The sequence below is a fragment of the Oricola indica genome, assembly GCF_019966595.1.
In the GTDB taxonomy this organism is placed as follows: Bacteria; Pseudomonadota; Alphaproteobacteria; order Rhizobiales; family Rhizobiaceae; genus Oricola; species Oricola indica.
In genome coordinates this window covers 666,536-679,529 of sequence record NZ_JAINFJ010000002.1, presented here as the reverse complement: position 1 = coordinate 679,529, position 12,994 = coordinate 666,536, and the positions used below count along the sequence as shown (strand labels likewise).

At 63.9% G+C, this 12,994-nt stretch carries 12 protein-coding genes; 11 read left to right on the top strand and 1 reads right to left on the bottom strand.

The annotated features are described in order from the left end of the window. Nucleotides 1-74: 74 nt before the first annotated feature. A complete protein-coding gene (locus LC343_RS08775; RefSeq protein WP_223476716.1) occupies nt 75-911 on the bottom strand; it encodes a hypothetical protein in 837 nt (278 codons plus the stop codon). Nucleotides 912-959: 48 nt separating this feature from the next. Here LC343_RS08775 and LC343_RS08770 point away from each other — a divergent pair, with 48 nt between their 5' ends. The 11 genes from LC343_RS08770 (at nt 960) to LC343_RS08720 (ending at nt 12,987) form a co-directional block, all read left to right on the top strand. After that, nucleotides 960-1,466, top strand: a complete 507-nt coding sequence (locus LC343_RS08770) for a hypothetical protein (protein ID WP_223476715.1) — start codon at nt 960-962, stop codon at nt 1,464-1,466. A gap of 10 nt (nt 1,467-1,476) precedes the next feature. Beyond that, entirely contained in the window at nt 1,477-2,076 is a 600-nt protein-coding gene (locus tag LC343_RS08765) for an HdeD family acid-resistance protein (protein ID WP_223476714.1), read from the top strand. Between the two features lie 81 nt (nt 2,077-2,157). Beyond that, nucleotides 2,158-2,970, top strand: a complete 813-nt coding sequence (locus tag LC343_RS08760; RefSeq protein ID WP_223476713.1) for a hypothetical protein — start codon at nt 2,158-2,160, stop codon at nt 2,968-2,970. Between the two features lie 540 nt (nt 2,971-3,510). After that, entirely contained in the window at nt 3,511-4,488 is a 978-nt protein-coding gene (locus LC343_RS08755; protein ID WP_223476712.1) for an SH3 domain-containing protein, read from the top strand. Between the two features lie 131 nt (nt 4,489-4,619). Beyond that, the gene (locus LC343_RS08750) at nt 4,620-7,502 is read left to right on the top strand and encodes a sensor domain-containing protein (RefSeq protein ID WP_223476711.1); all 2,883 of its coding nucleotides are present in this window, start codon (nt 4,620-4,622) and stop codon (nt 7,500-7,502) included. Between the two features lie 194 nt (nt 7,503-7,696). Beyond that, nucleotides 7,697-7,861 (top strand): Flp family type IVb pilin, encoded by a 165-nt coding sequence (locus LC343_RS08745; protein WP_223476710.1) that lies wholly within the window; start codon nt 7,697-7,699, stop codon nt 7,859-7,861. 159 nt (nt 7,862-8,020) lie between these two features. Continuing rightward, complete coding sequence (locus tag LC343_RS08740) at nt 8,021-8,536, top strand: A24 family peptidase (RefSeq protein WP_223476709.1); 516 nt, start codon at nt 8,021-8,023, stop codon at nt 8,534-8,536. A gap of 133 nt (nt 8,537-8,669) precedes the next feature. Next, nucleotides 8,670-9,470, top strand: coding sequence for a Flp pilus assembly protein CpaB (gene cpaB / locus LC343_RS08735; protein WP_238484191.1), 801 nt, complete (start codon nt 8,670-8,672; stop codon nt 9,468-9,470). A gap of 50 nt (nt 9,471-9,520) precedes the next feature. After that, entirely contained in the window at nt 9,521-11,005 is a 1,485-nt protein-coding gene (locus LC343_RS08730) for a type II and III secretion system protein family protein (protein WP_223476708.1), read from the top strand. Between the two features lie 11 nt (nt 11,006-11,016). Beyond that, nucleotides 11,017-11,691 carry a CpaD family pilus assembly protein gene (locus tag LC343_RS08725; RefSeq protein WP_223476707.1) on the top strand — a complete coding sequence of 225 codons (675 nt, stop codon included), beginning with the start codon at nt 11,017-11,019 and terminating at the stop codon, nt 11,689-11,691. 15 nt (nt 11,692-11,706) lie between these two features. Further along, complete coding sequence (locus LC343_RS08720) at nt 11,707-12,987, top strand: CpaE/TadZ family protein (protein ID WP_223476706.1); 1,281 nt, start codon at nt 11,707-11,709, stop codon at nt 12,985-12,987. Nucleotides 12,988-12,994: the final 7 nt, after the last annotated feature.

Here is a 12,994-nt window from a genome sequence, read left to right as displayed (position 1 = left end):
ATACTTGTTCGTCGTCTTGCTCATGATGCTCCATCCTACTCAGGAGTTGGAGCCTCCGGCAAACCCGGGGCGGTTCAGAGCGCTTGTTCTCCTTCAATGCCGGGGTGATTAGCTAAGCCGTTTTCTGTTTGTTCGTTAAGCTCTGAATATGCTTCATCGGTTGTGATCACATCGGCATGCTGAATTACCGCCGCGATCTCATCGAGCGCCTCGGCGTACGAATCGCGTTCTCCCGGACCAAGACTGGTTTGGTCGAGTTGATTTCCTTTTGGATCATTTGCGATCAGTACGTTGAAAATCGCTACGACGTCACGCAGATGTTCTGCGCACAATGGTTCGAGTTTGCCAAGAGGATTGTCTTGGTTGTCAGCAACAGTGTCATGTGCTTTAATCAGTGCGCGAAGTGCATTACCTCGCGTCCAGATCAATACTATAGATATATTATTGAATTGCTGTTGAATAATTGCCCGGAAGTTCTCAACTGGGCGCTTGGCTGCGCCAAGGCTATTGTCACCGAGCGCCCAGAGCGCTTCTACTTTTCCAACTAGTTCTTCAAAAAGAACCAACTGGTCCGCACTTGGGTTGTCACTATCGTGCGTGTCAGCAACGACTTCGACAAGTTCGTTATCCAGCACGGTGAAAGTAGATGCAGCGCCGGTTTGGGGCGGTAGCCGAGGCTCTTCCAAAGAACGGTCGGCCAAGGTCAGGGGATGATTCTCTATAAACTCATCGACTTCGTACTCGAGAGCGGGTTGTATCTCAGGCCAACGGGCGCCTGACTTGATTTCGCTTATTCGTCCGTTGTTCACCGGCCGTTGTGGGGTATTAAAATAGAATTGAATATCCTTATTCCGCATGCCCCGTCCAAGCATGGCCTTAATGAGTCCAACTTCGAAATCGCTTAGGGACATTGGGTTGCGTTCCGCAATCGAAAACCCCTTATAGCGGCATACTGCTGAATGCTACAAGTTGGGACGAATAAATTTGTGGGTGGTGTATTAGATAAGTTTACCCTTTTAGAGTTTGAGCTGTTTATTTTTGTAGCTGTTTTCAGTTTTACCGTACTCGCTGTTTCGGTGGGAGTTTTAGTCGGAGCGATAGACTTAAGCCGAGACGATCTGCTCGCGACCATCACGCGGCTCTTCGTGCTGGCCGGCATCCGCACCGGCCGTTCGGTCATCATGCTGCCGCGCGCTCTGCGCATCGACATCGTCGCCATTCTGCACCTAGCCGAATTCGCCGTCCGCCGGCTGATCGCCGTGGCGGCCTACGGTGTGGAGATTATGCTGTTGCCGTCCGGAGGGTGCGGGACGAAAGCTACACACTCCGTCATCCTCGGGCATGACCCGAGGATGACGGCGGGGGCAAGAATCGCTCCGTATGGCCGACGGAAGTGCCCGGAACCAAGTCCCCCCTTCCCGAAACCACTCCCCCGCCTCTATCATTCCTCCAGCAAACCTCGCTGAAGGAAGACCCATGCCCGACACCATCATCACCGTCGACCAGGCCGCGAAGATCATGCGGGCCGCGTTGCGCGACGCCATCCACCGCCATTCGCTGTGGTATCTCGCCCAGGGCGTGCTGATGGTCATCGCCGGGTTTGTCGCGCTGGTCTTTCCCGTGATCTCGTCGGTCGCCACCGTGGTCCTGCTCGGCTGGCTGCTCATCGTCTCCGGCATCTTGCAGGCGGCCGGGCTGATCGGCGCGCGCCACGTGCCGCATTTCTGGCTGCAGCTGATCTCCGCCGCCCTGTCGCTGATCGTCGGCTTTCTGTTCCTCGCCAGCCCGGGCGAGGGGCTGCTGGCGCTGACGCTGCTGCTGATCGTCTTCTTCATCGTCGGCGGCATGGCGCGCATCGTCTTCGCGCTCACCATCCGCCCGTTCCCCAACTGGGGCTGGATCCTCGGCTCCGGCGTCGTCGGCCTTCTTCTCGGCGTCCTGCTCTTCGCGCAGATGCCGGTGACAGCCGCCTGGCTGCTCGGCCTGCTCGTCGGCATCCAGCTCCTCACCGAGGGCGCCGCCCTGTCCTGGATGGCATGGCAGGTCAGGCAGGCCAGCGACACGCCGGGCGATTAGCCGAAAACCCGCGCCAATCTTGTCCACCGCCCCGACCCACCCCTTACCCTGTTCCCCGCCCGATGACGGACGGAGACAGGCATGGCATTCAACTGGGCGCGTGCGGTCGCGAAGAACCGAGACGATCTGTTCGAAGTCGTCACGCGGCTCTTCGTGCTGGCCGGCATCCGCACCGGCCGTTCGGTCATCATGTTGCCGCGCGGCCTGCGCATCCGCATCCTCGCCGCCCTGCGCCCGGCCGAATTCGCCGTCCGGCGTCTGATCCTCATGGCAGCCTGCGGGCTGGTTACAGTGCGCCCTGCCTCCCCCTTGAGGGGAGGCCGGCGAGTGGCTCGCGAAGCGAGACAGAGCCGGGTGGGGGTGGAAACCACTGACCGAGAAGATTTGTTAGCCCCACCCGGATCGTCCGCGCCGTCCGCTTCGCGTCCGCCTTGCTTCTCCGACCTCCCCGCAAGGGTGAGGTTGTACGCCGGAGGTGAAACATCGCGGCCACGCGCCACGCCACCACGCACCGCCACCCCCGCTTTCGCCCTGTTCGACCCGTTCAAGCCCTTCGGCCATCCATGGCTGGAGGAGGAACACGACGCGGAACCCGACGGGCCGGTCCGGCAATTCGACCCCGGCGAGCCGGTCGATGCGCGCGGCGTCTGCCGGCGCATCGTCGCGCTGGAGGCGGCGCTGCAGGATATCGACCGCCATGCAAGGCGACTCGCCCGCTGGCGCGCGCGGCGTTTCGCGCGGGAGGCGGCCGGGCCGCGCCCGCGCCGCCTCAGCGTCCTGCGTCCCGGCCGGCCGCCCGGCTGGCGCAAGCACCCGAAAACGCCGGTCGAGACCGTGCTGAAGGAATGCCACGGCCTCGCCCGTTACGCGTGGACCGCCCCGGACACCTCCTGACCGTCCCGCCGCGACGTGCAGCCATCAAGCAACCTGCGTCCTGGCGTGGGGTTGCTGGCGCGCGCGCCACAGGGGCCCGCCAGCGACAGAACCGGACAGCGGCTTGCCGCTTACGACAGGAAAACAAGAGGAGCGGTCGGCGAAGCCGGCCAATCGACAATGATTTGTCGATTGGAGTGACGAGCGCCCGAAGCGAAAGCGAAGGGCAGGAGAGGAGCTTACGGGCGGGACAGCTTAGGGGCCCGCCAGCGACGGTGAGGAGCGGCTGGCGAAGCCGGCCAATCGACAATGATTTGTCGATTGGAGTAACGAACGCCCGAAGCGAAAGCGAAGGGCAGGAGAGGAGCTTACGGGCGGGACAGAGACTCCCATCACGCCTGCCTTACTCCGAGTCACCGAAAATGACTGGCCCTGTCCGATTCCCGCCGGACTGTTGCGCGATTGTCCCCCTGCGGATCGCGCCGGCCACCGGCCGCCGCCAACACCATCGGAGCGGCCCGTCACCGGGTCTCGTGGAACAGGCAAGACAGGGTAACGACAATGAGTATCACCTGGGAAGACGTGCGGGGGCGCGCGGATGAGGGATATGACGGGGCAGGAAAGACGCGAGCGCGCCGAAGGGCGCAATCGGCCGGCAACGCGAGGAACACGACGAAGACCGTCGTGATGCAGGTCGCGGCGCTCGGCCTTCTCGCCATCGTCGGCGGCACCGGTGGCGCGGCCATCGCCTCCTATGCGGTCCATCGCGACCCCGCGCCGGCGGCCGAAGCGCCGGGCATCGCCCCCGCAAGTTCCCAGCCCGCAAGCGCCGAGCCGGTCAAGGCCGACGCCGCCGAGCCGGAGCCGGGCATCGCGCCGGCCCGCATCGAACCGGGCGCCACCGTGCCCGACGCAGGAGATACGGGCGAAGCGGGCACGATGACCGCCGATGCCGCACTCTCCGTGCGGCGCGTCACGGCCGCCGACGCCGTGCCGGAGATCGATCCGATCCCGAGCGTCGAGACGCAGGTCGTCGAGGCGCGCATCGATGCCGGCGGCCGGTCGCCCGCGCCCGCCCTGGACAGCCAGGCGATCGAGGTGTCCGAACCGCCGCGTCTTGCCGCCGTCGATGCGCCCGAAGCCGGTGCGGGTGTCGATGCCTACGAGACCGCCTCCATCCTCTCGCCCGGCGAGCCGGTCGCCGTGGCGGATTCCGACGAGGAGGCCTCCCGGCTCGAACAGCTGATGGCCGAAGAGAGCGCGCCGCCCGCCGCCGACACGCTGCCCTCCGCCAGCGCCGACGATGCCACGGCCCCCGTCGCCGATGACGGCACCCTGCTGTCGCCCGCGCGCGCCGCGAAATATGTCAATCTGCGCGCCAGCCCGGACAATGAGGGCGCGGTGCTCGCGGTCGTGCCGGCCAGCGCGGAAATCCTCGCCGAGGAGAACTGCACCCACTGGTGCACCGTCGTTCACGACGGCCGGCGCGGCTATGTCTACAAGAGCTTCATCGAGCGGCCGGGCGCCGTCTCCGGCTGATGCTCCGCGTCCTCCTCCGCCCCGGCCCCGCGCGATCCAATAGCCCGCAATTCATGACGTTTTAACCGTCTGCGGGCTAATCGTCGCAAAACCGGAAGGCGCCGTCGTCGGCGCCATGGCGGGGAGACGGCGTGGCCGAAGGCAGAGAAAAGTCGGAAGAAATCGCGGACAGTGACCGGGGCAAGCTCGGCGCGGTCGCCGAGCGCACCACCAGCGCCGTGGTCATCACCGACGCCCGCCGCCGCATCGAATGGGTCAACCCGGCCTTCACCGCCCAGACGGGCTACACGCTCGACGACGTGCGCGGCCGCACCCCGCGTGACTTCCTGCGCGCCCCCGGCAACGACGAAGCCGTCATGAACGCGCTCGACACCGCCTACCGCAACGGCGGCGGCATGACCTGCGAGATCCGCAACCGCTCCAGCGCCGGCACCGAATACTGGGTCGAGATGGATGTCCAGCCGGTCTACGACCGCGGCGACCTCACCGGCTTCGTCTCCATCGAGACCGACATCACCCACCGCAAGGCCAATGAGCAGCGCCTGCGCGAGGCCAGCGTCTTCGGCGCGATGCTGGAGGATTCCCTCAACGAGATCTACGTCTTCGACACCGGGACGCTGGCCTTCATCGAGGCCAATCGCGGCGCGCGCGAGAACCTCGGCTACTCCATCGACGAACTGCGCGCCATGACCGTCATCGACATCAAGCCCGATATCGACGAAGCCGCATTCCGCGATCTCGTCGCCGATCTCCTGTCGGGCGACGAGAAGACCATCCGCGTCGAGTCGCGCCACAAGCGCCGCGACGGTTCGCTCTACGATGTCGAGATCCATCTGCAGATGGCCTCCGGCGCGCCGAACCGTTTCGTCGCCTTCGTCCTCGACATCACCGCGCGCAAGCGGGCCGAGGCCGAGGCCGAGGCGGCGCGCCAGCGGCTGTCCGCCGCGATCGAGACCCTGCCCGACGGCTTCGCCCTCTACGACGCCGACGACCGTCTCGTGATCTGCAACGAGCACTATCGGAACATCTATCCCCTCAGTGCCCCCGCCATGGTACCCGGCGCCACCTTCGAGGAGATCCTGCGCCACGGTCTCGCGCATGGCGAATATGTCCAGGCCGTCGGCCGCGAGGAGGAGTGGCTGAGTCACCGGTTGGCGCAGCACAAGGCGGCCGAGACGACGGTCGAGCAGCACCTGTCGAACGGTCGCTGGCTGCGTATCGTCGAACGGCTCACGCCGGATGGCGGCCGCGTGGGCCTGCGCATCGACATCACCGGCCAGCTGGAAAGCCGCGAGCGCGCCGAGCGCGCCGAGCAGCGTCTCGTCGACGCCATCAAGGCGCTTCCGGCATCCTTCTGGCTCTATGACAGCGACGACCGTCTCGTCATGTTCAACGAGCGCTACCGCGACACCTTTTGCGGCGACCCGAGCTTTCTGAAGCCCGGCATCGCCTACGAGGAGGTGGTGCGCCAGGGTGTCCGCCAGGCCAAGAAGGCGAGCTTCCCCGGCCGCGAGGACGATGTCGTCGCGCGGATCATCTCCCACCGCCATGAGGGTCACAGCGAGCGGGAGTACCAGCTTGCCGATGGCCGCTGGGTCCGATCCTACAACCAGAAGACAAGCGACGGCGGTCTGGTCGGTTTCGGCATCGACATCACCGAGGCCCGCGTGCGTCAGGACGAGTTGCGGCATGCGGCCTCGACCGACCCGCTGACCGGACTGGCGAACCGCCGCGGCCTTGCCGACTATCTCGAGGCGATCGCCAAACGGGCGGGTGACGATTGCCGCATCGCGATCATGCATATCGACCTCGACAAGTTCAAAGCGGTCAACGACGCGGTCGGGCACGATGCGGGCGACCACGTTCTGCAATATTGCGCCGGGGTGCTGCTCAACGCAGCACGCGGCGAGGGGATCGTCGCGCGCGTCGGCGGCGACGAGTTCGTGATCGTCTGCGCCGCACCCAACGACGAAGACATCGCCGGCATGGCCGATCGCCTCGTCCAGCGCCTTTCCGCTCCGATCCCCTATGGCGAGAAATCCTGCCATATCGGCGCCAGCATCGGCGTCGCCTTCTGGAGTCCCAACAGCGAGCCGGATGTCCAGCGGCGCCTGACCGACGCCGACATCGCCCTGCAACAGTCGAAGTCCAGGGGGCGCGGCCGTTTCCACTTCTTCGAGGACGCCATGCGCCGCCGGGCGCTTCTCAGCGCGGAACTGGCGCAGGATATCTGCGACGGGCTGAAACGCGACGAGTTCGAGCCCTATCTCCAGCCGCAATTCGATCTCACGAGCGGCGCGTTGAGCGGCTTCGAGGCCTTGATCCGGTGGAACCATCCGGAGAAGGGCCTGCTTGTGCCGGGCGAATTCCTGTTCGCGGCCGAGGAAGCGAACCTGATGGATGCGCTGGACCAGCGCATGCTGGAGCGCAGTTGCGCCCTGGCACCCGAACTGGCTATCGCCGGCATCGAGAATCCCCGGATCAGCATCAATTTATCCGGTCTCAGGCTTGGTGACCCGAAGATCGTCGAGCGCATCCGGTCCACCACCGAGGCCTATGCGATCGGGCCGCACCAGATCGTGCTTGAGATTCTGGAATCCACGCTCCTCGATGAACGCGCAGCCCATGTCGACAACAATCTGCGCGACCTCGTCGCTGCCGGTTTCGCGCTCGAACTGGACGATTTCGGCACCGGCCACGCCGCCATCGGCAATCTGCGAAAATATCCGCTGGAGCGCATCAAGAACGACCGCAGCCTCGTGGCCGGGATCGACAGCGACGTCGACCTCGTCATGATCACCAGCGCGATCACCAATCTCGCCAAGAGCCTCGGCCTGAAGGTTCTCGCGGAAGGTGTGGAAACCGAGGCGGAACTTGCCGTTCTTCGCCAGATCGGCTGCACCTGCGTGCAGGGCTATCTGTTCGCGCGGCCAATGCCGATCGTCAGCACGGTCGCTTGGCTGCAGAACAGGGACGAATTGTCGTCCGCTTGCCGGTTGGCCGCCAATTCCTGACGCGTTTCGCGATCGCGCCAATTCCATGCCGTATGGTCACCGTTTCTTCACCATGAAACCGGTTTCGGCGCGTTAACCCTTCGGCAACTTTGTTCCTTAAGCAGGTGGCAACAGGCCCTGTGTAGTTTCGCCTCAACCGATCGACGCCAGTTGAAGTGTCGACGGGATGCTGTGAAAGAGAATAGGAGCTCATCATGTTTGCACGTTTCATGAAAGACGAATCCGGCGCGACCGCTATCGAGTACGGCCTGATCGCTGCGCTGATCGCCGTTGCCATCATCACCGGCGCGACGACGCTCGGCTCGAACCTGAACGCCAAGTTCAACGCTATCGGCACCAAGGTCGGCTCGACCGCCTAATTGCCGCGCCGCCTTTCGGCGGCTTGCGAGAACCTTGAAGATCAAAGGGCCCGTCTCGCTGAGACGGGCCCTTTTTGCAATCGCGGGCTCCGGCCCGATTATGGGAATTTTAAGGGCATCGGGCCTAGCCTTGAAGGCAAGGCATATTGGAGTTGAGTGATGGTTGCTGCCGTTATCATGGTCGTGTTTCCCTTCGCGATGATTTTCGCGGCCCTGTCTGACGTGTTCACCATGACGATCGGCAACCGGATTTCGGCCGTGCTGATCGGATCGTTTCTTCTGGTGGCGCCCTTCATCGGCCTGTCCTGGGCGGAATTCGGCATGCACTTCGCCGCTTTCGGACTGGTGCTGGCGGTAACCTTCGCTCTGTTCGCGACCGGGACCATGGGGGGTGGCGATGCGAAACTGCTCGCCTCGACGGCCCTGTGGATGGGGTTTGGCCCCGCTCTGCTCGATTATCTCCTGCTGGCGACTGTCGCCGGCGGCGTCTTCACGCTGTTTCTCGTCTTCTTCCGCAAGTCGACGCTCGCCATTTATGCCGGCGAGGTTCCGATCCTGCGCCGCATGATCGACGAGAAGGATATTCCCTACGGTGTTGCCCTTGCGATCGGCGGGCTGCTCGCCTTTCCCGACTCCCCGGCCATGATGTGGGTTTTCGATCGGATGGCGGCCTGAAAACGCCCGGCGGCGTTTTTATTCAAACTTTATTAAGCATGAAAATTACGGGCTCATTAACCCTAATTACACCTTTGACGCGGAAACATGACCCCCACGAGGTTCGGACTCCATCCGGAAAGTGGGTGTCATCATGTCGAAGCGTATCATCATACTTGGCGTAGCCATTCTGGCCGCGGGTGCCGCAGGTTACCTCGCCATGAACATGGTCGCCCAGCCCCCCTCCGGTCCGCAAACGGCGGAAGTCCGCCCGGCCATCGAACTCGATGAAGTGCTCGTCGCCACCGAGAATCTGAACACCGGCACCGCCATCGACGGACAGTTGCGCTGGCAGGACTGGCCGGTCAATTCCCTTTCGCCCGATTACATAACCCGTTCGGCGCGTCCTGACGCGATCGAGGAATTGCGTGGATCCGTTGTCCGTTCGACGGTTGCCGTCGGAGAGCCGATCCGCCCGATCAAGCTTCTCGGTCCGGACCAGAGTTTCATGTCTTCGATCCTGCCCTCCGGCAAGCGCGCGGTCGCGACGATGATCGCGGCGGACACCTCGGCCGGCGGTTTCATCCTGCCCGACGATTATGTCGACGTGATCATGACGCGGCGTCCTCCGGAGCGCGCCGGCGGCTTCGTCACCGAGACGATCCTCGAGAACATCCGCGTGCTGGCGATCGACCAGACGATCCGCGAGGACGAGGAGGGCCGCCTCGTCCAGGTTGGCCAGACCGCGACCTTGCAGCTCACGCCGCGCCAGGCGGAAATCATCACCGTCGCGCAGCAGATGGCCGACCGCCTGACACTGTCCCTGCGCTCGGTGCGGGACGTCGATCCCGACGAGCAAAACGACGGCGCGGAGCATCTTCTGACGGGAGGCTCGTCCGGCGGGTCCGTCACCGTCATCAAATCCGGCCGGCGCAGCGAGGTTCAAACACGATGAACGTCCAGAACTTTCGCACGGCCGCATATTCCAAACGGAGCTTTCCGGTCATGACGTTGAAGCGCGTATTTCTTGCCGCGATCTCCGCGGCTGCGTTCGCAGCTATTGTCGGCGCGACGCCCTCTGTCGCCGTTGCCCAGTCGAGCAACATCATCAAGGTGCAGCGCAATTCGACCGGCAGCGAACGCGTGTCGCTCGGTCTGAACAAGTCGATCGTTCTCGACCTGCCGGTTGATGCCCACGACATCCTGGTCGCCAATCCCGAGGTCGCCGACGCGGTCAGCCGCACGGCGCGCCGCATCTATCTGTTCGGCAAGAAGGTCGGCGAGACCAACATCTTCATCTTCGACAAGGCGGGCAAGCAGGTCGTCAGTCTCGATCTGCGGATCGAGCGCGACGTGGCCGGGCTGGACCGCTACCTCGAGCGGTTCATTCCCGATTCCGACATCAAGACCGAGATCATCAACGACAACATCGTCCTGACCGGCACGGTCCAGACGCCGCAGGACTCCGCCAAGGCGAGCCAGCTGGCCGAGATCTTCGTCAAGGGCGGCGACGCCACCGGCAACAGTTTCAGCTTCTTCTTCTTCGGCAGGGGCCGCAGCGAGATCGTCAATCTGCTCGACATCGTCGGCGGAGACCAGGTCACGCTGAAAGTGACCGTCGCCGAGGTCCAGCGCAGCGTCATGAAGCAGCTCGGCGTCAACCTGATCGCCAGCCGTACCGGCGATCACGGCATCACCTTCTCGGGCATCTCCGAGGGCGTGGCCGGCGCGCTCGGCAAGCCGCTGACCAATTCGGGCTTCGATATCGGCGGCTCGATCGCCGGCATGCAGCTCGACGCCTATTTCCGCGCGATGGAGGAAGCCGGCGTCATGAAGACCCTGGCGACGCCAAGCCTGACCGCCGTTTCCGGCGAGAAGGCGGTGTTCCGCGTCGGCGGCGAATACAACGTGATCAAGGGTTCGTCGCCTTCCGACGGTGGTGGCGCATCCTACGACATCCAGACCCTGGATTACGGCATCGGGCTCGAGTTCACCCCTGTCGTGCTCGCACCCGGCCGCATCAGCCTGAAGATCCGCACGTCGGTTTCCGAACCGACGACCGAAGGATCGGTGCCGCTTTCTGTCGGCGGCCAGGATCAGGCGAGCAATGTGCTGTCCATCCGCAAGCGTCTCGCCGACACCACGGTCGAGCTGCCCTCCGGTGGCGCGATGATGATCGCGGGCCTGATCCGCGACGATGTCCGCCAGGTGGTCAGCGGCTTTCCCGGCCTGTCCAAGGTGCCGGTTCTCGGCACGCTGTTCCGCAGCCGCGACTACGTACGAAACGAGTCCGAACTCGTCATCATGGTAACGCCCTATCTCGTGCGCCCGACCGCGCCGAACAAGCTGGCGGCACCGACCGACAATTTCCAGCCCGCCAGCGATCGCACCGGCAATCTCCTCGGCCGCGTGAACCGCATCTACGGCACGGTGCAGAAGGACCTTCCCGATGGCAGGTACTACGGCGCCGTCGGGTTCATCTACAAATAGGAGCGGGTGCGATGCGTTTGAAAACCTTTGTCAATTCCGCCGGACTGCTGATCGTCGCGGCCGCCATCTCCGGCTGTGGATCGCTCGGGCGCGATCCGATCGCGGTGGGCTCCGTTCCCTCGGATTACCGCACGCGGCACCCGATCGTGCTCAGCGAGACGGAACAGACCCTCGATGTTCCGATCGCGTCGGGCGCGCACACGATCGGTGTTCCGGTCAGGAGCAACATCCGCGCCTTTGCGGCGAATTTTGCGGCGGCGGGCACCGGAGCGATCGTCGTGATGATGCCGTCCGGCTCGCCGAACGAATATGCGGTCAAGCGGGTCAAGGACGAGATCCTGCAGGCGCTCTATGATGGCGGCGCCGCGCGTGGCCGCGTCGTCCTGCAAAACTATGATGCGAGCGCCCATGGATCCGCCGCGGCCGTCCGGCTGTCCTATACCGGCGTGACGGCCTCGACCACGCCCTGCGGCGACTGGTCCGACGATCTGACGAAGACCGTCGAAAACACCAATTATGCGGACTATGGCTGCTCCACCCAGCAGAACCTTGCCGCGATCGTAGCCAATCCCGGCGACCTCATGGGGCCGCGCCAGATGAGCCCGATCGACGCCACGCAGCGCGGCGCCGTGATCGAGGACTATCAGCGCGGACCGGGCGGTACGCGTTCCGAGGTCAACTACTAAGTGGGAAAGACGAGCATGTCAGACGTTGCCTACAAGGAAGACCTGACGAACCAGCCGACGGCGGATACGGGCGATATTTCGGCGCTGAACGATGTTCGGCCTGTCCCGCGCATTTCGATCCAGGCGTTCTGCGAGACGGAGGGCGTGGCCGCTCCGATCAATCGGATGGGCGAGGATCGCCGCCTGGCGAAGGCGCAGACCCGCGTCTATATGGGCGGCATTCCGGCGGCGGTCGAATTCTTCCAGAGCGCGCCGACGCCGAACCTGATCATCCTGGAGACGACATCCAGCCCGGATGAGCTGTTCCACAACCTGAACGATCTGGCCGAGGTCTGCGACCCCAACTCCAAGGTCGTTATCGTCGGACACCAGAACGACGTCACGCTCTATCGCGAACTGATCCGCAACGGCATTTCCGAATATATCGTCGCGCCGGTGACGATCGCCGATCTGATGGGCGTCGTATCGTCTCTGTTCGTCGATCCCGATGCGGAGCCGCTCGGCCGTTCCGTCGCCTTTGTCGGCGCCAAGGGTGGTGTCGGCTCGTCGACCATCGCGCACAATGTCTCCTGGGCCATGTCGACCCTGTTCCAGGCCGAGGTGGTCATCGCCGACATGGACCTTCCCTTCGGAACGGCGAACATAAATTTCGACCAGGATCCGGCGCAGGGCATTGCCGAGGCCGTGTTTTCCTCCGACCGGATCGACGAGGTCTATCTCGACCGCCTGCTGGCAAGCTGCGCCGAGCATCTCTCTCTGCTCGCGGCGCCGTCGATGCTCGACAAGGTCTATGATTTCGATCCCGACGCCTTCAGCCAGCTCGTCGACGTGGCGCAGCGCACCGCGCCCTATGTCGTGCTCGACGTTCCCCATGTCTGGAACGGCTGGACGCGCCGCACGCTCGAACAGGCCGACGAAGTCGTCATCGTCGCCTCGCCGGAACTCGCCAATCTGCGCAATGCGAAAAACATCATCGATACGCTGCGCAAGCTGCGGCCGAATGATTTCGCGCCCCGGCTGGTTCTCAACCAGGTCGGCATGCCCAAACGGCCGGAAATCGCACCGTCGGATTTCGCCGACCCGCTCGAACTCGAGCCGGTCGCCATTATTCCCTTCGACGCGCAACTCTTCGGCACGGCGTCCAACAATGGACGCATGCTGGCGGAAACCGACGCGGCGAACCCGATCGTTTCCAGTCTCTCGACGATCGCGCAACTGGTGACCGGGCGCGGGGTCGTAAAGGAAAAGCCGAAAGGCGGTTTGAAGGGCATGCTGACGAGACTGAAGAAGAAATGACGCTTCG